Consider the following 22,294-nt stretch of genomic DNA (forward strand, 5'->3'; position numbering starts at 1 on the left):
CATGAAGGTCGTCACGCTGGACATCGATCGCCTGGGCCACCGTGGCGACGGCATTGCCGACACGCCGGAGGGGCCGGTTTTCGTGCCGCTGACCTTGCCCGGCGAAAGGGTGGAGGTGGCGCGCGAGCAGGAGCGGGCGCGCCTGCTCGCCATCCGCACGCCGAGTCCCGAAAGGGTGGAGCCGATCTGCCCGCATGTCGGCCTGTGTGGCGGCTGTGCGCTCCAACACTGGGCGCCGGCGCCCTATGAAACCTGGAAACGCAGCCTCGTGGTCGAGGCGCTGGCGCGGGCGGGGCTCGCCACCGAGGTGGCGCCGCTGCTCCCCGCGCATGGCGACGGGCGTCGCCGGGCGACCTTCCACGCCCGGGGCACTGGCGGCAGCGCGCCGAAAGGGCGTGACACGCTGGCGGTCGGCTTTGCCGGACGGCGCAGCCACGCGGTGGTGGCCATCGACGCCTGCCCCATTCTGGCGCCGGGACTCGATGGTGCGCTGGCGGCCGCCTGGGCGGTGGCGCAGGAACTGGTGCCGCTGGCCAAGCCGCTCGACCTTCAGGTGACGGCGACCGAAACCGGGCTCGACATGGATGTGCGCGGCAGTGGCCCGTTGAAGCCGGACCGCGTCGCCGCTCTGGCGCAGATCGCCGGCGCGCACCGGCTGGCGCGTCTCACCCGTCATGGCGAACTGGTGCTGCAGCGCGAGCCGCCGCTGCTCACCATGGGCCGGGCGCGGGTGGCCCTGCCGCCGGGCTCGTTTCTGCAGGCGACGGCGGCGGGGGAGGCGGCGCTGGCGCGGCTGGTGATGGCAGCGGTGGACGACGCGCGCGGCGCGGCGCGGGCGGTGGACCTGTTCTCCGGTGTCGGCACCTTCGCCCTGCGGCTGGCCGAGCGGGTACGGGTGACGGCCTATGAATCCTCCGCCCCCGCCATCGAGGCGCTGAACAAGGCGGTGCGGGGGGCGGCGGGGCTCAAGCCGCTGGCCGGCGAGGTGCGGGACCTGTTCCGCCGGCCGCTGCTGGCGCAGGAGATGAAAGGCGTGGATGTCGCGGTGTTCGATCCACCGCGCCAGGGGGCCGAGGCGCAGGCCCGCGAGCTGGCGGCGAGCGCGGTGCCGCTGGTGATCGGCGTGTCCTGCGACCCCGTCACCTTCGCGCGCGACGCGCAGATCCTCACCGAGGGCGGCTACCGGCTGGAGCGCGTCACCCCGGTCGACCAGTTCCTCTATTCCTCGCATGTGGAACTGGTGGGGGTATTCCTGCGCTGAACGGCGTCAATTGCCCCAGCGCTCCATCCACATGCGCTCGCCGATGGAGCAGGACACGCGCGGCTCGGCGGCGGAGGCGGGCCGCAAAAGCGGCGCGGCGGGCGGGCGGATGCCGGCGATCTCCAGCACCAGCTTGGTCTTGATGGCGTCGGCGAATTCGTGCGTGCCGCGCACGGGAATGACAAAAGCGCCCGGCCCGCCGATCACGCAGTCCTCGTAATAGATGTCGAGGTCGCCAATATCGAGCAGCGAGCCACCGGCCTCCTTCAGCATCAGCGGCAGGCCGTTAATGGTGATGCCGCGCGCCACCACCGCGTCGCGGGTGACATCCACCAGCGGCCCCTGATTATTGGTGCCGTCGCCCGATATGTCGATCACACGTCTCAGGCCACGAATGCCGTTGCCCTCCATCAGGTCGGCACCGAAGGTCATGGCGCTGGAAATGGAGGTGCGGTAGACGCGCCGCAACGGCGCCCGGCTGATCGCGTCGGCGAAAGCGCGGGCCTCACCGGGGCTGCCGATCAGCATCCAGTCGACCACCAGCTTCTGCTCATCCGCCCCCGCCCATTCGACATAGGCGATGGCGACGCGGCCATGCGGGCCGAGCCGCAACGCGCTCAGGAATTCCGGCGAGGTGACGGCGGCGATATAGCCCTCGCGCTGGAGAGCGAGTTCGTCGAGGTCCATGGAGTAGGACACGTCGACCGCCAGCACCAATTCGACATCGACGATCGTGTCGGCGCGGGCGGCAGCCGGCGCGCTCACACCCAACAGCGCCGCGACCAGGGCGGCAAAGGCACGCACACACGCCATCGCGACCTCCGTCCTTGACGGGTCTCGACGTGTCAGAGACGCGTCGTCACGATGGTGACACGGGCCTTTCCCGGCCAGAAGCCGAAAGTGCAGGCAGAAGCGCCCGGGCGATGCCGTTCGCGTGAGCGGGCTCTACGGGGATAGGGCCGCGCTCGCCGCCGTTCAGCCGTCCAGCATCTCCGTGCCCAGAATCTCGATGCCGAAGCCGGCGACGCCGACATAGGTGCGCGCGCGCGACGCCAGCAGGCGGATGGAGGAAATGCCGAGATCGCGCAGGATCTGCGCGCCGAGGCCGACCTCGCGCCAGTTCTGGTCGCGCAGCTTGGCGCTTTCGATCCTGTCCTCGCCGCCGACGGTGGATACCGGCACGCCGGTCGTGCCGTCGCGCAGATAGACCAGCACGCCGCGCCCTTCGGCCTTGATGCGCTCCAGCGAGGCGCGCAGCGCCTTGCCGCCGGTGAACACGTCGCCGATCGGGTCGGCCCGGTGCAGCCGCACCAGCACGTCGCGCCCGTCGCCGATCTTGCCGTAGACGAGGGCGATATGGTTCACCGGCTCGAACGGCGTGACATAGGAAATGGCGTGCATCTCGCCCACAATGGTGGGGGCGGCGAATTCGGCGGTGCGGCTCACCAGCTTCTCGCGCAGCTGGCGATAGGCGATGAGATCGGCCACCGAGACGCGGGTGAGTTTGTGCGCGGCGGCGAAGTCCGCGACCTTCGGCCCGCGCATCACCGTGCCGTCGTCATTGACCAGTTCGCAGATGACGCCGACCGGCTCCAGCCCGGCGAGGCGGCACAGATCCACCGCCGCCTCGGTATGGCCGGAGCGCATGAGCACGCCGCCTTCCCGAGCGATGAGCGGGAAGATGTGGCCGGGGCGCACGAAATCCACCGCGCCGGCATTGGGGTTGGCGAGGCCGCGCACGGTGGCGGTGCGGTCCTCGGCGGAAATGCCCGTGGTGGTGCCGTGGCGGTAATCCACCGAGATGGTGAAGGCAGTGGCGTGGGGGGCGTCGTTATCCGTCACCATCGGGTTCAGTCGCAGCCGCTTGGCGTGCTCGGCGGTGAGCGGGGTGCAGACGATGCCCGAGGTGTGGCGGACGATGAAGGCGAGCTTTTCCGCCGTCGCGAACTGGGCGGCGACGATGAGGTCGCCCTCGTTCTCGCGGTCGTCGTCATCGGTGACGACGAGCATCTCGCCACGGGCAAAGGCTTCGATGGCCGCTTCGACGCGGGCCTGCAGATTATCGCTCATGAAGGTCGCTTCCACGCTCGCCAGCCCGAGGAAATCGTTCGGCGTCACCGCGCCGCCGGTAGCGGCGGCGATGCGCGCGCCCGCTTCCCGCGAGATCCAGGCCGTCTCGTCCTTGCACAGCGCGGTGATGCTGGCGGGCGACAGGCCGACGGCGCGCGCGAAGGCGCTCTTGGTCGTGCCTGAGGTGGTGAGCCAGTCCGCGAGTTTCATGACCGACAGGCTAGGCCGCCCCGCTTTCGTTCGCAATGAAAAGATGTGGAGTTTTCAGTGATACTGAAAGGGGCGCGCGCGGGCAGGCCAAGGCCGCGCGGGCAGCCGGAAGCACCCCGTCGCCGGTTCGGGCGCGGAGCTGCGGGCCGGCACGTCGCCTGCCGCCCCGAAAAGGGGCGTGCGGGGCGCCGGGGCGGAAACCCCGGCGGTCGCCTGCACCATGTGTGAAAAGGTGGTGCAAGCAGGTCGTCAACCGTCCGACGCGCCGCCTCCGGCGCCCCGCAACGCGGTGTTTCTAGGCTTGCTCCATGCGCGCCCGGGAGGACTGTCGCTTTCTATCCTCCCCTGTGGGGTGCTTGACGCGCCGGCGCGCCCTTGTCGGACGGGTCGGCGCGCGTCGCCCCGTGGCCGGTGGGAAGACCGACCGGGGACGCATGGCTTGGGCCGCCGGGCCTTGGGGTGCGTTATCCCCGCCGCTCGGCCACCGCCCCCACCCCGCGCGAGCCGGCCGCTCCGGTTGCGCCCCCTTCGTCGGGATGAGGTGGGGCAAGGATGGCAGAGGAAAACATCCCTGTCTAGGATTTTATTCTTTAATGGGCGCGCGCCGTCATCCCGGACGGCCGTCAGGCCGATCCGGGATCGTGCCGATATCGTGCCAACATTGGGCGAGCGATCCCGGCTCTCCGCTACGCTCCGGCCGGGATGACGACGGGCGCATGAGGGGGAGGCGATCCCGGCTCTCCGCTGCGCTTCGGCCGGGATGACGACGCTTGGCGATGGATGCTGCCGCTTCGCCCCCGCCCCGCCCGGACGCGCCAGCCTCAGCGCGGGAACGGCCAGGCCGGCGGGGTGCCCACCTGGCCGCGATGGCGCAGGAGATGGTCGGCGAGCACGCAGGCCACCATCGCCTCGCCCACCGGGACGGCGCGGATGCCGACGCAGGGGTCGTGCCGGCCCTTGGTGACGATCTCCGCATCCTCGCCATGGCGCGTCACCGTGCGGCGCGGGGTCAGGATGGAGGAGGTGGGCTTGACCGCGAAGCGCACCACCACCGGCTGGCCGGTGGAAATGCCGCCGAGCACGCCGCCGGCATGGTTGGCGAGGAAGACCGGGCGTCCGTCATTGCCCATGCGCATCTCGTCGGCATTGTCCTCGCCGGTGAGCGTGGCGCTGGCGAAGCCCTCGCCGATCTCCACGCCCTTGACCGCATTGATGCTCATCAGCGCCGCCGCGAGGTCGGCGTCGAGCTTGCCATAGAGCGGGGCACCGAGGCCCGGCGGCACGCCTTCGGCCACCACCTCGATCACCGCGCCGACCGAGGAGCCGGATTTGCGGATGCCATCGAGATAATCCGCCATGCGCGCGGCGGCCTCGGCGTCCGGGCAGAAGAACGGGTTGCGGCCGATCTCGGCGCTGTCCCAGTTCGCCCGGTCGATGCCGATCTCGCCCATCTGCACCAGCGCGCCGGTGATCGTCACATCAGGCAGTACCTTGGCGGCGATGGCGCCGGCGGCGACGCGCACCGCCGTCTCGCGCGCGGAGGAGCGCCCGCCGCCGCGATGGTCGCGCAGGCCGTATTTCACGTCATAGGCATAATCGGCATGGCCGGGGCGGTAGCTCTCGGAAATCGCCGAATAATCCTTGGAGCGCTGGTCGACATTCTCGATGAGGAAGGCGATCGGCGTGCCGGTGGAAATGAGCGTGCCGTCGTCCTCGGCCAGCGTGCCGGAGAGGATGCGCACCTCGTCCGGCTCGCGGCGCTGGGTGGTGAAGCGCGACTGGCCGGGCCGGCGGCGGTCGAGCGCGGCCTGCACCTCCTCCAGCCGGAAGCGGATGCCGGGCGGGCAGCCATCGATCACCCCGCCAATCGCCGGGCCATGGCTCTCGCCGAAGGTGGTGACACGGAAGAGATGGCCGAAACTGTTGAAGGACATAGCGGTTCCGCCGGCGGCAGGGGAGGGGTCACGGCGCTTCTAGGCGCCCGCGCGGCGGGCGTCAAACAGCGCGTTGCGCGTGCCCGAGAGACCGGCGCATGGCGAATGGCGGCGTTCGTGCTACATCTCTGCCATTCGTGATTGTCAAACCGAGCCGATGCCCCTTTTTGAAATCGCCGTTGTCGTCCTGCTCGTCCTGATCAATGGCGTGCTCGCCATGGCCGAGCTTTCCGTCGTGTCCGCCCGCCCGGCCCGCCTGCGCTCCATGGCCGATGCCGGCTCCCGCGGCGCCCGCATGGCGCTGCAGCTCGCCGCCGACCCCGGCCGTTTCCTCTCCACCGTGCAGATCGGCATCACGCTGATCGGCATTCTCGCCGGCGCCTTCTCCGGCGCCACGCTCGGCACCATGCTGGGCGAATGGCTGCAGGAACAGGGCATGTCGCCGGGCCTTGCCGGCGGCCTCGGCTATTCGCTTGTCGTGGCGGCGATCACCTATATCTCGCTGATCATCGGCGAACTCATCCCCAAGCGCCTCGCCTTGCAGAGCCCGGAAAAGCTCGCCGCGCTGGTGGCGCCGGGCATGGTGATGCTGGCGCGCATCGGCGCGCCGGCGGTGTGGCTGCTCGACATTTCTTCCCGCCTCGTGCTGCGCCTGCTCGGCGAGCACGGCAAGGGCGAGGAGAACAACGTCACCGACGAGGAAATCCGCGCCATCGTGCGGGAGGCGGAGACGGCGGGCGTGATCGACCCGGACGAGCGCAAGATGATCGCCGGCGTGATGCGCCTCGCCGACCGTCCGGTGCGCGCGGTGATGACGCCGCGCCCCGATGTCGACTGGATCGACCTCACCGACGACCCCGACGCCGTGCGCCAGACCATACGCGAGACGCGCCACACCCGCATGCCGGCCTGCGAGGGCACGCCGGAGGAGAGCGTCGGCGTCATCGACATTCGCGACCTGCTCGAAGCCTATCTCAATGGCGAGACGCCGGACCCGCGCAGCCTGGTCAAGCCCGCCGCCGTGCTGGTGGAGACCGCCGGCGCGCTCGATGCGATGAAGGTGCTGCGCCACGCGGAATCGCCGCTGGCGCTGGTGGTCGACGAATATGGCTCGATGGTCGGCATCCTCACCCCGGCCGACCTGCTCGACGCCATCGCCGGCACGGTGGTGCTGGATGAGGCCGGCCTTGCCAAGCCCGATGTGGTGGAGCGGGCGGATGGCAGCTATCTCGTCGCCGGCTCGACCCCGGTGGACGAACTCGCCGAAGTGCTCGGCATCCAGCTGCCGCAGGAAGCGGGCTTCCACACCGCCGCCGGCCTGGTGCTGCATGAGCTGAAGGCGCTGCCGCAGGAGGGCGCGGCCTTCGAATCCATGGGCTGGCGCTTCGAGGTGGTGGATATGGACGGACGGCGCGTCGACAAGCTGCTGGTCTCGCGCGCCGTGGTGCCGCGCCGCCGCGCGCCGCTGCTGGGCTGACCGGCCTTAGATCATTTCACTGTTTCACGGAAACAGTGAAATGATCTAATTCGTTGTTTTATCGCGTTTTCTTCACGCGAACCGGTATCCACTTCGCTCGAAAACGCTTCAGCGCACCATCACATCGACCGACAGCGCCGGGGCCGACGCCGGCAGCCCGCCATAGCGGGTGCCGACGCCGACGACGACGGTGACGATGGCGACCGCGAGCGCGGCGGCGATCAGGCCATATTCAAGGCCTGTGCCCTGGGGGCGGCGTGCGACGGCGGTGCGACGGCGCGATGCCATCGACTGTCCGACCATTTCCCGTTCCACCATTTCGCGCATGGGCCTGTCTCTGCTTGAAATCATCCACGTGACATCTGTCTTGGGACAGATTTTGTTGTGGGGTCAGCTTGCGCCTCACACCTTGACCACGCGTTAAAGCCAGCCTTGCGCGCTCATCCTCTTGGTCTGTGGTTAATGTTTGCCGGAACGGCATGGTTAATACTTTGTCGCGGCGGGCACTCAGAGCCTGATCCGATCGGGTTGGATCAACCTGATCGGTGAATCAGTCTCTAAAATATTGATAGAGAACGCTTTACCGATCGGATTGCGATGCAATCAGATCGGAACGTGCTCTAGCCGCGCGGCTTCGCCCGCCGGGTGGGTTCGGCCTGCGCCGGGTCTTCCGGCCAGGGGTGGCGCGGGTAGCGCCCGCGCATGTCGGCGCGCACATCGCGCCAGGAGCCGGCCCAGAAGGCGGGCAGGTCGCGGGTGAGCTGGATCGGCCGGTGCGCGGGGGAGAGCAGCGACAGGATCAGCGGCACCCGCCCGCCGGCGATGCTGGGGTGGGTGGTGAGGCCGAACAGTTCCTGCACCCGCACATGCAGCGTCGGCCCGCCCTCGGCGGCGTAGTCGATGGGCAGGCGCGAGCCGGTCGGCACCTCGTAATGGGTGGGCGCCGCCGCCTCCATGCCGCGCGAGAGTTCCCACGGCAGCAGGCCCGACAGCGCGCGGCCGAGCCGGTCGGCGTCGAGCGCGCCGAGGCTGGTGATGTCGTCCAGCACAGGCGCCAGCCAGTCCTCGACGCTCTCCGCAAGCGCCTTCCACGACAGGTCCGGCCAGAGGTCGGGCGCGCTGGCGTGGAGGAAGCGGGCGCGGTCGAGAAACTGCCGCTGCGCCTCCGACCAGGTGAGCCGCTCCAGCCCGCGCGCGGCGGCGGCGCGGGCCAGGGCGCGGGCGGTCTCCGGGCCCGGCTTCAGCGCGGCAGTGCGTTCGGCCAGCACCAGCGCGCCGAGCCGGCGGATGTGGCGGGCGCGCAGGGCGCCCGCGGCGGCATCGAAGGCGGTCTCCACCCCCTCGGTGATGGCGTCGCCGAATTCGGCCTCGATCTCCGCCTCGGTGAGCTCGGCGGCGAGCAGGATGCGGGCCTCATCCGCCGTGCCGGTGAGTTCGGCGATGGCGAGAAAACGGGCGCGGGCGAGGGAGGTGGCGGGGTCGATCGCCGCGCCGCGCCCATTCGCCAGCACGAAGCGCCGCCCGTCGCCGCGCCCGCGCGCCACCCGGTCCGGGAAGGCGAGCGCCAGCAGCACGGCGGGGGAGGGGGTCTCGCCCGCCGCCCGCGTCCCAGCCCTCCGCGTCCCGGCCACCTGCCGTTCCGCCTCGCCGGCCCAGCGCTCGGCCAGACGGCGCGCCTCCTCCGCGCGGCGGGAGCGGTCGCGGGAAAAGTCCATCAGCCGGTGCGCGAGGTCGGGGGCGTCGCCGCCGAGGCCGCGCTCGGAAACGAGGGCGGCGATGCGCGCGGCCTCTTCCCCCGCGCCGCGCCGCGCGCCCTCGATCACCATGCGGGCAAGGCGCGGCTCCAGCGGCAGCCCGGCCATGGCGCGGCCGAGCGGGCTCACCTGACCGTCGGCGTCAAAGGCGCCGAGCGCCGTGAGCAGCGCCTTCGCCTCCTTCACCGCCGGGGTGGGGGGCGGGTCGAGAAAGGCGAGGCTGGCGGGATCGCGCACGCCCCACACCGCGAGGTCGAGCACGAGGCGCGAGAGGTCGGCGGCGAGGATTTCCGGCGTGGCGAAGGCCGGCAGGCTGGCGGTTTCCGGTTCGCTCCACAGCCTGAGGCAGACGCCGGGCTCGGTGCGCCCGGCGCGGCCGCGCCGCTGGTCGGCGGCGGCGCGGGACACACGCACCGTTTCCAGCCGGGTGAGGCCGACGCCGGGCTCGAAGCGGGGCACCCGGGCGAGGCCGCTGTCGATGACGACGCGCACGCCCTCGATGGTGAGGCTGGTCTCGGCGATGGAGGTGGCGAGCACCACCTTGCGCCGGCCCGGCGGGGCGGGGGCGATGGCGCGGTCCTGCTCGGCCGGGGGGAGGGCGCCGTAGAGCGGGGCGATGTCGAGGGCGGGGTCGTGCACCGTCTCGCGCAAAAAGCGCTCGGTGCGGCGGATCTCAGACGCGCCGGGCAGGAAGGCGAGCAGGGAGCCGGTCTCCTCGCGCAGCGCGCGGGCGATGAGATCGGCCATCTGCCGCTCCACCGGCGCGCCCGGCAGGCGGCCGGCATAGCGCGTTGCCACCGGGAAGGCGCGGCCGAGGCTCTCGATGACCGGCGCGCCGGCGAGCAGCCGGGCGACACGGGCGCCGTCCAGCGTCGCGGACATCACCAGGAGCCGCAGATCCTCGCGCAGCGCGCCCTGCGCGTCGAGGGCCAAAGCGAGGCCGAGATCGGCGTCGAGGCTGCGCTCATGGAACTCGTCGAACAGCACGGCGGCGACCTCGGAAAGCTCCGGGTCGTCCAGCATCATGCGGGTGAAGATGCCCTCGGTGATGACCTCGATACGGGTCGCGCGCCCGATTTTCGAGCCGAAGCGGGCGCGGTAGCCGACCGTCTGCCCGGCCTCCTCGCCCAGCGTCTGCGCCATGCGGGTGGCGGCGGCGCGGGCGGCGAGGCGGCGCGGCTCCAGCACAAGGATTTTCCGCCCCGCCACCCAGGGTTCGCCGAGCAGCGCCAGCGGCACCCGCGTGGTCTTGCCCGCGCCGGGCGGGGCGACGAGCACGGCGGACGCGCCCGCGCGCAGGGCGGCGGTGAGTTCCGGCAGGGCGTCGTCGATGGGGAGGGGATTTGGCAGCATCGCCGCTGCTTAGCAAATCGAGGGTTCGCGTGCGATCCCGCCCGTCGGTTCACGCGCGTGGAAGAAGCTCGGCACTGGCCGCGTGCACTCTGATCGTTGCGCGCGCGCCTTTGGCAGTCTCACCGATAAAGACCATGTGCTGTCCCGGCTCCGGCGTCTCTCCCGCCGGCAGATCGTCGTAGCCGCGCTCTGCCGCAGCCATGAAGACGACCTCATGAACGCAGAAGTCGGTCAAATCGGCCGGTGCATCAGTGATTTCGAGGGTGTCGACCTCGGTGAACCTGATGTCAAAGCCCTTCGGCCCAGTTGGAAGGAGATATTTGTTCCCCGCAAAGGTCATACGGAAAACGCGGCCATGTGAGCTCAACTCATAGGAGGCGAGGTCATAGGCATTGTGGATGTCGATCTCTCCGAGATCGCCACGCAACAGGATGAAATCTCTGACCGTAAAGTTGCAGCGCATCTCGTTCTCATCGGCCTTAGTCCATGGGAGCGATGATGGACGGCGACGCGGAGGGCGGCAAATTGGAAGCGTCGCAGGCAGGGCGATACGGCCTGTTGCCCAGCGCGGGAACGGGCGCCACCCAATACGCCTGCTGCCCCCTGTGCCCTCAGGACCGGGCTTGACCCGGCCACCTAGGCCTTCAGCGGTGTAAGGCGGGAGCGCTGGATCCCCGGGGCAGGCCCGGGGATGAGGGCGGCTGGAAGGCCGGCCCATCGCCGGCCACCTCAGCATGACGTTGGTCGAGTTGAGAGGCTGGCCGCGCCAAATGCCCTCATGGCCGGGCTTGACCCGGCCACCCAGGCTTTTCAGCGGCGCAAGCCGGGACCGCTGGATCCCCGGGACAGGCCCGGGGATGAGGGAGGCGGCAGTCCGCCCGCTCAGAAGATCGCGTCGAGCGTGCGGCCGATCTTCTCGACGATCTCGCCCATCTGGCTCTCGCTGACGATGAGCGGCGGGCTGACGGCGAAGGTGTCGCCAGCGGTGCGCACCAGCATGCCCTCGTCGTGGAACAGCCGCTCCATGCCCTCATAGGCGCGGCGGCCGACACCGTCCTCGCGCGAGGCGAAGTCGATGGCGCCGACGAGGCCGACCGTGCGGATGTCGAGCACGCCGGGCTTGGAGCGCAGCGAGTGGAACGCATCCGCCCATACCGGCTCGATCGCGCGCACCCGCTCGAACAGGCCTTCCTCGCGGTAGAGGTCCAGCGTCGCCAGCGAGGCGGCGCAGGCCAGCGGGTGGGCCGAATAGGTGTAGCCGTGGAACAGGTCGATGACCGGCGCGTCGCTCTTCACGAAGGCGTCGTAAATGTGCTTGCGCACCAGCACGCCGCCCATCGGCACCGCGCCCGAGGTGACGCCCTTGGCGAAGGTGATCATGTCGGGCACCACGCCATAGCGCTCGGCGGCGAAGGCATAGCCGAGGCGGCCGAAGCCAGTGATGACCTCGTCGAAGATCAGGAGGATGCCGTATTTGTCGCAGATCTCGCGCAGGCGCTTGAGATAGCCGACCGGGGCGGGAATGGCGCCGGTGGAGCCGGCCATCGGCTCGACGATGACGGCGGCGATGGTGGAGGCGTCGTGCAGGGCGACGAGGTTCTCCAGCGCGTCGGCGCGCTCGGCGCCCCACTCCGGCTCGCCCTTGGAGAAGGCCTGCTTCTCGCGATTATAGGTGTGCGGCAGATGGTCGACGCCCGGCAGCAGCGAGCCGAACATCTTGCGGTTGGGCGACATGCCGCCGACCGAGATGCCGCCGAAGCCGACGCCGTGATAGCCGCGCTCGCGGCCGATGAGGCGGGTGCGCGTCGCGTTGCCCGTGGTGGCGTGGTAGGCGAGCGCGATCTTCAGCGCGCTGTCGCCGGCCTCGGAGCCGGAATTGCACAGGAACACATGGTCGAGATCGCCCGGCGCCAGCGCGGCGATGCGGGCGGCGACGGCGAAAGCCTTGGGGTGGCCGTACTGGAAGGGCGGGGCGAAATCCATCTCCGCCGCCTGGTTCTGGATCGCCTCGACGATCGGGTCGCGGTTGTGGCCGGCATTGGCGCACCACAGACCGGCGGTGGCATCCAGCACCCCGCGCCCTTCGGGCGTGTAGTAGTGCATGTCCTTGGCGCGGGACAGCAGCCGCGGCCGCGCCTTGAACGCCCGGTTGGGCGTGAAGGGCATGAAGAACGCCTCAAGGTCGTTCGGGCTGGCAATGGCGGACGAAGAGGAGGGCATGGAAAACTCCGTCAGGGGACGACGATCAGGGCAGGCCGCGCTTTTTTATTCATGTATAATATCTATGCAGGATCTGCTCACGAGAAATAATCATGATGTGATCACTTTCCTTTCTGCCGCCCGACGGACCTTGACCCCGCCGCCTCATCGCGGCCATCAAGGCGCGGCAGAGGGGAAAGTGGTCACGTTGCGTCATGCGGCGCGCGGCATACTTTCCGTGGAGCGTTTCGGCCGTTGCGGGAGGGGGGACCCCGGGGCGGCGCAGGATAGGACGTTGCAGTGCCGGAGAGCACGACAATCGAGATGCCCGACGCCGGTGCCGCCACCCCGGAAGCGGTACGGCACGCGCTGGCGCTCGTGCTCGGCTCCGACGAGCTGCGCTCCTCGCCGCAGCTTGGCAACATCTTGCGCTTCGTCGTCGAAGCCACATTGGAAGGACGGCGCGAGGCGATCAAGGGCTACACCATCGCCGTCGAGGCTCTGGGCCGCGACGCCTCCTTCGACCCGCAGGCCGACCCGATCGTGCGGGTGGAGGCCACCAGGCTGCGCCGGGCGCTGGAGCGCTATTATGCCGGCGCCGGGGCGGGCGACGAGATCGAAATCGCCATTCCGCGCGGCAGCTATGTGCCGCAGTTCCTGCCGCGCCTGCCGGCCGGGGAGGGCGAGGACGAGGCGTTTGTCAGCGACGGCGAGGCCGGGGCGCGCGCCCCCGCGAATGCCGGCCTGCCGGACGGATCGATGCCCGCACCCGCCGCCCTGCCGCCGCCGGGCCGGCCGCGCCTCGGCCGTGTCCTTGGGCTCGCCCTGCTGCTGCTGGCGTGCGCCGTCGTCGTGGCGGGCCTCGTCACCGGCAGCCATGACCCGCTGGGCCTGCGCGGCCTGATCGCCGGTTCGGGCTGGCAGCCGCTGGAGCGGACCAACCGGCTCGGCATTCCGATGATCGAGGTGCGGGGTTTCGAGACCACCGGCGGCGCGGCCAGGGCCCCCGGCGCTGCCGCCAGCGGCGATTTCACCGCCGAGGGGATCGAGGTGCGGGTGCGCGACGCGCTGGCCCGGTTCGACCTGCTCGACGTGCTGGCGAGCCCGGATGCGCGGCCGGCGCTGCGCTGTTCCGGCGAGGGCGCGTCTGCCAGTTCCGCCTTTGCGCTCGGCGGGCTGGTGGAAAACCATGACGACGGCACGCTCTCCGTGCTGCTGCGGCTTTCCGACCTGTGCGACGGCACCATCGTCTGGTCGCGCGAGTTCGACAGCCTCAAGCGCGGCGGCGACGCCACGGCACTGGAAATCGGCCTGGTGCGCGACATCATGGCGGCGATCGCCGAGCCCTATGGCGTCATCCAGGCGCGGGCGCGGGCCCGTGTCACCGCCGCCGGCGGCCCGGCGGTGGCGGGGCCTTATGGCTGCGTGCTCATGGCCTATTCCTATTGGCGCTCCTATCGCCCGGCCGAGCATGAGGCGGCGCTGGCATGCCTGGAAAAGACGGTGGCGGAGGACCGCACCTTCGCCCTCGGCTATGCGCTGCTCGCCGAACTCTCGCTCGACGAAATCCGCGCCGGCGCTCCGATGCGCGCGGCCACCCCGACGCTCAACCGCGCCCTCGCCGCCGCCGAGCAGGCGGTGGAGCTGGCGCCCACCAGCGCTTTCGCCCGGCGTGTGCTGATGGATGTGCATTTCTTCCGTGGCGAGCGCGCGGCGACACTGGCGGCCGGCACCGCCGCGCTGGAGCTGAACCCCTATGATGTCGACATCATCGCCGATTTCGGCGGCCGGCTGATCGCGCTGGGCGAGACCGCGCGCGGCGAGGCCATGCTGGCGCAGGCGGCGCAGGCGGCGCCGGGCATGCCGCCCTGGGTGGAGTATCACCGCGTCATCGCCGCCTATGTCCGGGGCGACGCGGTGGCAGCAATGGCGGCGGCGGATCACCTCATGGGCGAGGGCTATGCGCCGGGGCTGCTGGCGCGGGCGCTGGCCAGCCATCTCGCCGGCGAGGATGAGGAGGCGCGGGCCGATGTGTCCAAGCTCGTCGCGCTCGCCCCCGCCTGGGGCAGCGACCCCGACACCATGATCGCCCGCTTCTTCCCCGATGCCGGCGTCGCCCGCAAGGTGCGGGCCGATCTTGCCGATCTCGGCCTGAAGCACACGAATTCCGCGGCCGCGAATTGATAACCCGCCTGCGCACAGGAACGCGTGGCAGGACGGGCCGGGAGGGGTTATAGGCTTTGTCCGCCCGGATACCCTCCTTCCACGCGGACCCCTCTCATGTCGGACAGTTTCGATCTCGCCATTGTCGGTGCGGGCGTCGTCGGCCTTGGCCATGCCCTTGCCGCCCGCCGCCGCGGGCTGAAGACGGTCGTCATCGACCGCGACGCGCAGGCCAATGGCGCCTCGGTGCGCAATTTCGGCTTCGTCACCGTCACCGGCCAGCAGCGCGGCGAATGCTGGCGCCGCGCCATGCGCTCGCGCGACATCTGGGCCGAGGTGGCGCCGAAGGCGGGCATCGCGGTGGAGCATCGCGGCCTGCTGGTCGCCGTGCGCCGGCCGGAGGCGATGCCGGTGCTGGAAGCCTTCCGCGCCACCGAGATGGGCGAGGGCTGCGAACTGCTCACGCCCGAGGCGGCGCGCGAGCGGCTGCCCGCGCTCACGGGCGCGCTTTCCGGCGGCCTGTGGAGCCCGCACGACATGCGGGTGGAATCGCGCGACGCCATTCCCCGCCTCGCCGCCTGGCTGGCGAGCGAGGGCGTGGCGTTCCGCCGCGAAAGCGCGGTGACCGCCGTCGAGCCGGGCCGCGTCGTCACCTCCTCCGGCACGATTTCGGCCGCGCGCATCGTGGTGGCGCCGGGCGACGATTTCCACACGCTGTTCGAGGACCGTTTCAAATCCTATGGCGTCACCCGCTGCAAGCTGCACATGCTGCGCGTGACCGACCCGGCGCTCGGCCGGCTGCCGGGCTCGGTCATGACCGACCTCTCTCTGGGGCGCTATCTCGGCTATGCCGAACTGCCCGAAGCGGAGGCGCTGAAGCGCGTGCTGGAGGCCGAGCAGGCCGAACATCTCAAGCACGGCGTGCATCTCATCGTCGTGCAGTCGGCCGATGGCTCGCTCGTGGTCGGCGACAGCCATCACTACGCCGCGACGCCGGACCCCTTCGCCCCGGCTTTCGTCGATGAGCTGATCCTCGACGAATATGAAGCCCTGTTCGGCCGCCGGCCTGCGGTCGCCGAGCGCTGGATCGGCACCTATGCCTCCGCCGCCGACCGCCTCGCCTTCATCGACCGGCCGCACGACCATATCCGGCTCGTGGTGGTGACCAGCGGCACCGGCGCCTCCACCGGCTTCGCCATTGCTGAGGAAGCGGTGGCGGAGCTGTTCGACTGAAGCGCCGCCATTGCCGGCAAGCCACAGCCTCCAAGCCATTGCCGCACGTCGCCCCATCCTCTAAACCCGCGCCGTACTTCGAGAAGGACGGCGCCCATGGCCAAGGACAAACCCACCAAGCTTCGCGCCCGCATGCCGCGCGGCTTCGCCGATCGCGGGCCGGGCGACCTCGCGCCGACGCGGGCGATGCTGGAGACCATCCGCAAGGTCTATGAGCTCTACGGCTTCGAGGCGCTGGAAACTCCCTTCATCGAATATACTGACGCGCTGGGGAAGTTCCTGCCCGACCAGGACCGGCCGAATGAGGGCGTGTTTTCCTTCCAGGACGATGACGAGCAGTGGCTGTCGCTGCGCTATGACCTGACCGCCCCGCTCGCCCGCCATGTCGCGGAGAATTTCGACAAGCTGCCGAAGCCCTTCCGCAGCTACCGCGCCGGCTGGGTGTTTCGCAACGAGAAGCCCGGCCCGGGGCGCTTCCGCCAGTTCATGCAGTTCGACGCCGACACGGTGGGCGCCCCGACCGTCGCGGCGGACGCCGAGATCTGCATGATGATGGCCGACACGCTGGACGCGCTGGGGCTTGCCGGCAAGTTCGTCATCAAGGTGAACAACCGCAAGGTGCTGGACGGCGTGCTGGAGGCGATCGGCCTCGGCGGCGATGAGAATGCCGGCCGCCGGCTGACCGTGCTGCGCGCCATCGACAAGTTCGACAAGGTGGGCATCTCGGGCGTGCGCGACCTGCTGGGCGAAGGCCGCTGGGAGAACCCCGAGGCCAAGAGCGGCGACTTCACCAAGGGCGCGGGGCTGGATGAGGGGCAGATCGATACGATCCTATTGGCATTCGTTGTACGGCCGACTCCCATGGAGAACGTTCCTGCAGATGCCATCGGTGCAAAACCATTCGGTAAAGACACGGATGGAGAGCCTTGGTTCGTTCGATACTCCAACGCCGAAACGATAAAGGGGCTTCGCTCCAGTTTGCCGTCCTACCCGCTTGTGCAGGAAGGTATCCGCGAGTTGGAAGAGATTGTTCTCTTAACTGAAGCCGCTGGCTACACTTCCCAGAAGATTTGCGTCGATCTTTCCGTCGTGCGTGGTCTCGAATATTACACCGGCCCGGTCTTCGAGGCCGAGCTGACCTTCGAGGTGAAGGACGAGAAGGGCCGCCCGGTGCGCTTCGGTTCGGTCGGCGGTGGCGGGCGCTATGACGGGCTGGTCGGCCGCTTCCGGGGCGAAGCGGTGCCGGCTACGGGTTTCTCCATCGGCGTCTCGCGGCTGGCTTCCGCGCTGTCCTACCTCAAGACCGACGCCAAGCCGGAATTCGGGCCCGTGGTGGTCGTGGTGATGGATCGCGACCAGACGGCGCACTATATGGGCCTCGTCGCCACGCTGCGGCAGGCCGGCATCCGCGCCGAGATGTATCTCGGCAACCCGAAGAATCTCGGCAACCAGTTCAAATATGCCGACCGCCGCAATTCGCCTTGCGTCGTCATCCAGGGTTCGGACGAGCGCAATGCCGGTCAGGTGCAGATCAAGGATCTGATCGAAGGCGCCAAGGCCGCCGCCGCCATCACCGACAATGCCGAATGGCGCAGCGCCCGCCCGGCGCAGTTCGCCTGCGCGGAGGCCGAGCTGGTGGAGAAGGTGCGCGAGCTGCTCGACCATCACGGCGTGCCGCACGGGGCGGCGCGAGGCTGAGGGCGGCCTGCGTGCGTCGACGCCCGGCTGTGCCGGGCACCTCGGCATGACGGGCGTGCGGACGGGCGGTCATTGCGCGCACCGTCATCCTATCAGAAGCCGTGCAGCGGGCCTTCGACGGAGATTTCCACCCCGTTCAGCGTGCCCTTGCGGTGGGGCGCGGCGGGGGGCGCGAGGTGGGGCTCGACCTCGGTCTTGAACGCTTTGAGCGCGTCGCGCTGGGCGGTGATGGTCTTCGCCTCCAGCCGCAGGCGGAAATCGGCGGGGTTGAGGCCGTTGGCCTGAAGCCAGGCGGAGAGTTCGCTGAGGGCGCCTTTCATCGCGGAAGTCCTTGGCAGTAAACACAATGCGGCGAGGAGATAGGCGCGGACCCGCCGGGATGCCAGAGGGGCGAGAGGCGCACGGGAACGGGCGGCGCCTCGCCCACCCCGAAACCATCTCGCCGCCCGCGCATGGACCCGCGCGCGGGGCTTTGCTAGAAGCGCGCAGCTTCTCGACGCCCCGTTTCCCGCAGACCGGACCCGCCTCATGCCCGCCGACCAAAGCCACGCCGAGGAACTGCTCGCGCTCTATGCGCGCGCCGGTTTCACGCGCGTCGAGCCGCCGGTGCTCCAGCCCGCCGATGCCTTTCTCGACCTCTCGGGCGAGGAAATGCGGCGCACCATGTTCATCACCATGGACCCGGAAGGGCGCGAACTGTGCCTGCGCCCGGACCTGACCCTGCCGGTGTGCCGCCATTACATCACTGAGGGCGCCGCCCAGCCGCGGGATTTCGCCTATCTCGGCCCGGTGTTCCGCTCGGATGTGGCGGGCGGCGAGCTGCTGCAGGCGGGCGTCGAATCCCTCGGCCGGCACGACCGCGAGGCGGCGGACGCCGATGTGCTGGCGCTGGGGCTGGAGACGGCGGCGCTGTGGGGGGTGATCGACCCCACCATCCGGCTCGGCGATGCCGGCCTGTTCGCCACGCTGCTCGACGCGCTGGCCCTGCCACCCGTGTGGCGGCGGCGCCTCATCAAGGATTTCGCCCGCTCCGGCGATCTCGGTGCCGATCTCGCGCTGCTGAAGCAGCGCCCCGAGGCCGGCGGCGTCACCGCCCATGCCGGCGTGCTCTCGGCGCTGGCGGGCTCGGACCCGGCGGCGGCGCGGGCGCTGGTGACGGATTTGCTCTCCATCGCCGGCATTTCCACTGTCGGCGGGCGTTCCGTCTCGGAAATCGCCGAGCGCTTTCTCGAACAGGCCGCGCCGGGCGATGCCGAGGGGCTGTCGGCGGAGAAGGTGGCGGTGATCGAGCGCTATCTCGCCATTGCCGGCACGCCCGACCAGGCGGCGGCGCGGCTGCGGGCGCTGGCGGAGGAGGCGGGGCTGGAGCTGGACGGCGCGCTCGACGCCTTCGAGACCCGCACCCATTTCATCGCCGCGCAGGGCATCGAGCCCGAGCGCCTCTCCTTCGCCACCGCCTTCGGCCGGCCGCTGGATTACTACTCCGGCATGGTGTTCGAGCTGCATGAGAATGGCGCGGGTGCGCCGCTCGTCGCCGGCGGGCGCTATGACGGGCTGCTCGGCCGGCTCGGCGCCGGGGAGCCCATTCCCGCCGTCGGTTTCGCCGTCTGGCTCGGCCGGCTCGATGCCGTGGAGGCCCGTCTATGAGCGCGCTGATCGTCGCCGTGCCGTCCAAGGGCCGGCTGCAGGAAAACGCCACCGGCTTCTTCGCCCGCGCCGGCATGTCGCTCACCCAATCGCGCGGCGCGCGCGACTATCGCGGCACGCTGAACGGGGTGGAGGGGGTGGAAGTCGCCTATCTCTCGGCCTCCGAGATCGCCAGCCAGCTGGCGGCGGGCGCCGTGCATCTCGGCGTCACCGGCGAGGATCTGGTGCGCGAGAGCATCCCGGACGCCGATTCCAAGGTGCTGCTGGTGGAAGGGCTCGGCTTCGGCCATGCCAATGTGGTGGTGGCGGTGCCGCAGGCCTGGATCGACGTGCGCACCATGCGCGACCTCGACGATGTCGCCACGCATTTCCACGCCACGCGCGGGCGGCGGGTGCGGGTGGCGACGAAATATCTCAACCTCACGCGCGGCTTCTTCGCCCGCCACGGCATTGTCGACTACCGCATCGTGGAGAGTCTCGGGGCCACCGAGGGCACGCCGGCGGCGGGCACGGCGGAGCTGATCGTCGACATCACCACGACCGGCTCGACGCTGGCGGCCAACGCGCTGAAGGTGATCGACGACGGTGTGATGCTGCGCTCGGAGGCCAATCTGGTCGCCTCGCTCAACGCGGACTGGAACCCGCAGGCGCGGGCGGCGGCGCGGGCGCTGCTCGACCGGGTGACGGCGGCCAAGCGCGCCGCCACCATGCGCGAGGTGAAGACGCGCTTTGCCGCCTGCGATGCCGGTGTGGTGCAGGAGGCGGTGCGCCGCTTCCGCGCCGTGGCGCCCTTCGGCGCGCCGACCTCGTCGGGCATGGTGACGCTGCACTGCCCGCCGGACACGCTGCACGCTCTGGCGGTGTTTTTGCGCGACCAGGGGGCGGCCACCGTCTCGGTCGGCCCGCTCGACTATGTGTTCGCCGCCGAGAACCCGCTTTACGAGAAGCTGGCAGAGCGGATCGGGTAGGTCTTCGCCACCCTTGCCTCCTCATGGCCGGGCTTGACCCGGCCACCCGGAAACGGCGCCGCCGGAAAGAGAGCCGCTTTGACGGCTCCAAAGGCTGGATCCCCGGGGCAAGCCCGGGGATGGGGGAGGGAGTCGTCTTCCCGGCCGAGCGGAGCGAGAGCCGGGATCGCTCGCCATTCCGGTAACGATCCCGGATCGGCCTTCGGCCGTCCGGGATGACGATGTTCGGGTATCAGCCCCGCGCGGCCTGCGCCGTCTCCGCCACTTCCGGCTGCGCGAACGCCGCCGCCTCGCCAATGGCATGGCCGAACAGGATAAGGCAGGGCCCGCTGGCGCCGTCCGCCACCGCCGCTTCCAGCGCCGCCTGCAGCGTGGCGACGGTGGCGGGAACCTGCCGTTCCTCCGGCCGCGTGGCGGAGAACAGGGCGATGGCCGGCGTCGCCGGATCGAGCCCCGCCGCCATCGCCTTGCCCGCCAGTTCACCCCAGGTGCGCTGGGGCATATAGACCACCGTGGTGGCGGCGGGATCGGCGAGCGCCTGCCAGTCGAGATCGCGCGGCAGCTTGCCGTCGCGCGCATGGGCGGTGACGAATTGCAGCCGCCGCGCATGGTCGCGATGGGTGAGCGAGGTGGTGAGCCGGCTCGCCGCCCCCTGCGCCGCGGTGATGCCGGGCACCACTTCCACCGGCAGGCCGGCATTGCGCGCGGCGGTGATTTCCTCCCCGGCGCGGCCGAACACCATGGGGTCGCCGCCCTTGAGGCGCACCACGCGCTTGCCCTGCCTGGCCAGTGAGACCATCAGCGCGTTGATGTCATCCTGCTTGCAGGAAGCCTTGTAGCCGGTCTTGCCGACCAGCATCTTGCGGGCCTCGCGGCGGGCGACATCGAGCACTGCCGGGGCGACGAGGTCGTCATAGAGCACGACATCGGCGGATTGCAGCACGCGCACCGCCTTCAGGGTGAGCAGTTCCGGGTCGCCCGGGCCGGCGCCGACCAGCGCGACGGAACCCTGGGGCGTGTCGGAGCGCTCGACCTCGGCGCGGCCGAGCAGGCTCTCGCGCAAAGCCTCCGTCGGTTCGGCTTCCGGCGTCTCCAGCGCGGCGCGGGTGAAGCGCTCCCAGAAGCCGCGGCGGCCCTGATAGGAGAGGGCGAGGGCGGACACCGCCGGGCGCCAGCTGCGCGCGGCTTCCGCCCAGCGCTTGAAACCCTGCGGGATCACCGCCTCGATCTTGGCCCGCACCGCCTGCCCGAACACCGGGGCGGCGCCGTCGGTGGAAATGCCGACCACCAGCGGCGAGCGGTTGACGATGGCGCCGAAGGCGAAATCGCAGAAGGCGGGCTTGTCGACCACATTCACCGGCACGCCCGCGCGCCGCGCGGCCTCGGCGAAACGCGCGCACTCCCCGTCCTCCTCGATCGCGCCGATGGCGAGCGCGGCGCCGTCGAGGTCGGCCGGCGACCAGTCGCGGGCGATGAGCAGGAGCGGGCCGTCGGGCGGGGCGGCGGCGAGTTCGACCAGATCCTCGCAGAAGGCGGGGGCAATCACCTCCACCCGCGCCCCGGCGGCCGAGAGCAGCTCCGCCTTCCACGCCGCCGCCTCCGAGCCGCCGGCCAGCACGACGCGGCGCCCGGCCAGCGCGAAGAACACCGGCAGACGGGCGAGCGGGTCCATGCGCCCGGAAGCGCGGCGGGCCCGGCGCTCGCCGGGCGGGGTGGGGGAGGCGGAATCGGTCATCGCGGCGGTTGTCCGAAAGGGGCTGGATGACTTATCACACAAAATTCCCGTCGATTAAAGTCAATGGACGGGAATTTTGCGGAAAATGTCAGTGCGCCTTTTCCGACAGCTTGTCGGTCCAGGCCAGCACCACGCCGGAGAGCACGAACACGACATGGATGATGACGAGCCACATCAGCTGCTTCTCGTCGACGCCGCGGTCGAGATTCATGAAGGCTTTCAGGAGCGCGATGGCGGAAATGGCGACGATGGAGGCGAGCAGCTTCTGCTTGAGGCCGGAGAAATCGACCTTGGTCATCCATTCCGGCCAGTCGGAATGGCCGGACGCGTCGATCTTGGAGACGAAATTCTCATAGCCGGAGAAGATGACGATGATGACCAGCGAGCCGGTGAAGGTGAGGTCGATCAGCGCCAATATGCCGAGAATGGTGTCGGCCTCGTCGAACTCATTGGCGTGGGTGACGAAATGCAGGAGTTCGACGCCGAATTTGAACAGAAGCACCGCGAGCGCGATCACCAGCCCGAGATAGAACGGCGCCATGATCCAGCGGCTGACGAAGATGAAGCGTTCGATGACCTTTTCCATGCGTCC

General features: G+C 70.1%; 17 protein-coding genes. 7 read left to right on the plus strand and 10 right to left on the minus strand.

Annotated features, from left to right (window positions below; all coding sequences use genetic code 11):
• The first annotated feature begins 1 nt into the window (after nucleotide 1).
• Complete coding sequence (locus J2S75_RS06660; RefSeq protein ID WP_307019017.1) at nucleotides 2–1,261, plus strand: class I SAM-dependent RNA methyltransferase; 1,260 nt, start codon at nucleotides 2–4, stop codon at nucleotides 1,259–1,261.
• A gap of 6 nt (nucleotides 1,262–1,267) precedes the next feature.
• On the opposite strand, the gene J2S75_RS06665 is transcribed toward J2S75_RS06660, so the two are convergent.
• The 3 genes from J2S75_RS06665 to aroC all read right to left on the minus strand — a co-directional run bounded on the left by J2S75_RS06665 (nucleotide 1,268) and on the right by aroC (nucleotide 5,475).
• Nucleotides 1,268–2,074 carry a DUF1194 domain-containing protein gene (locus J2S75_RS06665; protein WP_307019018.1) on the minus strand — a complete coding sequence of 269 codons (807 nt, stop codon included), beginning with the start codon at nucleotides 2,072–2,074 and terminating at the stop codon, nucleotides 1,268–1,270.
• A gap of 162 nt (nucleotides 2,075–2,236) precedes the next feature.
• Nucleotides 2,237–3,541 (minus strand): 3,4-dihydroxy-2-butanone-4-phosphate synthase, encoded by a 1,305-nt coding sequence (ribB, locus tag J2S75_RS06670; RefSeq protein WP_307019019.1) that lies wholly within the window; start codon nucleotides 3,539–3,541, stop codon nucleotides 2,237–2,239.
• An 821-nt stretch (nucleotides 3,542–4,362) separates the two neighbouring features.
• Nucleotides 4,363–5,475, minus strand: a complete 1,113-nt coding sequence (gene aroC, locus J2S75_RS06675; RefSeq protein WP_307019020.1) for a chorismate synthase — start codon at nucleotides 5,473–5,475, stop codon at nucleotides 4,363–4,365.
• Nucleotides 5,476–5,632: 157 nt separating this feature from the next.
• On the opposite strand from aroC, the gene J2S75_RS06680 reads away from it, so the two are divergent.
• Nucleotides 5,633–6,952, plus strand: a complete 1,320-nt coding sequence (locus J2S75_RS06680; RefSeq protein WP_307019021.1) for a hemolysin family protein — start codon at nucleotides 5,633–5,635, stop codon at nucleotides 6,950–6,952.
• Between the two features lie 108 nt (nucleotides 6,953–7,060).
• On the opposite strand, the gene J2S75_RS06685 is transcribed toward J2S75_RS06680, so the two are convergent.
• The 4 genes from J2S75_RS06685 to aptA all read right to left on the minus strand — a co-directional run bounded on the left by J2S75_RS06685 (nucleotide 7,061) and on the right by aptA (nucleotide 12,279).
• A complete protein-coding gene (locus tag J2S75_RS06685; protein WP_307019022.1) occupies nucleotides 7,061–7,240 on the minus strand; it encodes a hypothetical protein in 180 nt (59 codons plus the stop codon).
• Between the two features lie 332 nt (nucleotides 7,241–7,572).
• On the minus strand, nucleotides 7,573–10,059 hold the full coding sequence (gene hrpB, locus J2S75_RS06690) for an ATP-dependent helicase HrpB (protein WP_307019023.1): 2,487 nt from the start codon (nucleotides 10,057–10,059) through the stop codon (nucleotides 7,573–7,575).
• A 49-nt stretch (nucleotides 10,060–10,108) separates the two neighbouring features.
• A complete protein-coding gene (locus tag J2S75_RS06695) occupies nucleotides 10,109–10,522 on the minus strand; it encodes a hypothetical protein (protein WP_307019024.1) in 414 nt (137 codons plus the stop codon).
• Between the two features lie 419 nt (nucleotides 10,523–10,941).
• Nucleotides 10,942–12,279: an omega-aminotransferase AptA gene (gene aptA, locus J2S75_RS06700; RefSeq protein ID WP_307019025.1), complete on the minus strand. Its 1,338-nt coding sequence runs from the start codon at nucleotides 12,277–12,279 to the stop codon at nucleotides 10,942–10,944.
• A 303-nt stretch (nucleotides 12,280–12,582) separates the two neighbouring features.
• Between aptA and J2S75_RS06705 the strand changes: the two genes are divergently transcribed.
• The 3 genes from J2S75_RS06705 (at nucleotide 12,583) to hisS (ending at nucleotide 17,352) form a co-directional block, all read left to right on the plus strand.
• Complete coding sequence (locus J2S75_RS06705) at nucleotides 12,583–14,442, plus strand: tetratricopeptide repeat protein (protein WP_307019026.1); 1,860 nt, start codon at nucleotides 12,583–12,585, stop codon at nucleotides 14,440–14,442.
• Between the two features lie 96 nt (nucleotides 14,443–14,538).
• On the plus strand, nucleotides 14,539–15,654 hold the full coding sequence (locus tag J2S75_RS06710; RefSeq protein WP_307019027.1) for a TIGR03364 family FAD-dependent oxidoreductase: 1,116 nt from the start codon (nucleotides 14,539–14,541) through the stop codon (nucleotides 15,652–15,654).
• A gap of 96 nt (nucleotides 15,655–15,750) precedes the next feature.
• A complete protein-coding gene (hisS, locus tag J2S75_RS06715; RefSeq protein ID WP_307019028.1) occupies nucleotides 15,751–17,352 on the plus strand; it encodes a histidine--tRNA ligase in 1,602 nt (533 codons plus the stop codon).
• A 92-nt stretch (nucleotides 17,353–17,444) separates the two neighbouring features.
• Here hisS and J2S75_RS06720 read toward each other — a convergent pair whose 3' ends face one another.
• Complete coding sequence (locus J2S75_RS06720) at nucleotides 17,445–17,672, minus strand: hypothetical protein (protein WP_307019029.1); 228 nt, start codon at nucleotides 17,670–17,672, stop codon at nucleotides 17,445–17,447.
• A 208-nt stretch (nucleotides 17,673–17,880) separates the two neighbouring features.
• Here J2S75_RS06720 and J2S75_RS06725 point away from each other — a divergent pair, with 208 nt between their 5' ends.
• Entirely contained in the window at nucleotides 17,881–18,999 is a 1,119-nt protein-coding gene (locus J2S75_RS06725) for an ATP phosphoribosyltransferase regulatory subunit (RefSeq protein ID WP_307019030.1), read from the plus strand.
• Nucleotides 18,996–19,967 carry an ATP phosphoribosyltransferase gene (hisG, locus tag J2S75_RS06730; protein ID WP_307019031.1) on the plus strand — a complete coding sequence of 324 codons (972 nt, stop codon included), beginning with the start codon at nucleotides 18,996–18,998 and terminating at the stop codon, nucleotides 19,965–19,967. The genes J2S75_RS06725 and hisG overlap by 4 nt, the downstream gene beginning before the upstream one ends.
• 232 nt (nucleotides 19,968–20,199) lie before the next feature.
• On the opposite strand, the gene cysG is transcribed toward hisG, so the two are convergent.
• On the minus strand, nucleotides 20,200–21,702 hold the full coding sequence (gene cysG, locus J2S75_RS06735) for a siroheme synthase CysG (protein WP_370874093.1): 1,503 nt from the start codon (nucleotides 21,700–21,702) through the stop codon (nucleotides 20,200–20,202).
• 88 nt (nucleotides 21,703–21,790) lie between these two features.
• A complete protein-coding gene (locus J2S75_RS06740) occupies nucleotides 21,791–22,288 on the minus strand; it encodes a TIGR00645 family protein (protein ID WP_244379215.1) in 498 nt (165 codons plus the stop codon).
• Nucleotides 22,289–22,294 lie beyond the last annotated feature (6 nt).

It is taken from the genome of Ancylobacter polymorphus (genome assembly GCF_030813495.1).
Lineage (GTDB): Bacteria > Pseudomonadota > Alphaproteobacteria > Rhizobiales > Xanthobacteraceae > Ancylobacter > Ancylobacter polymorphus.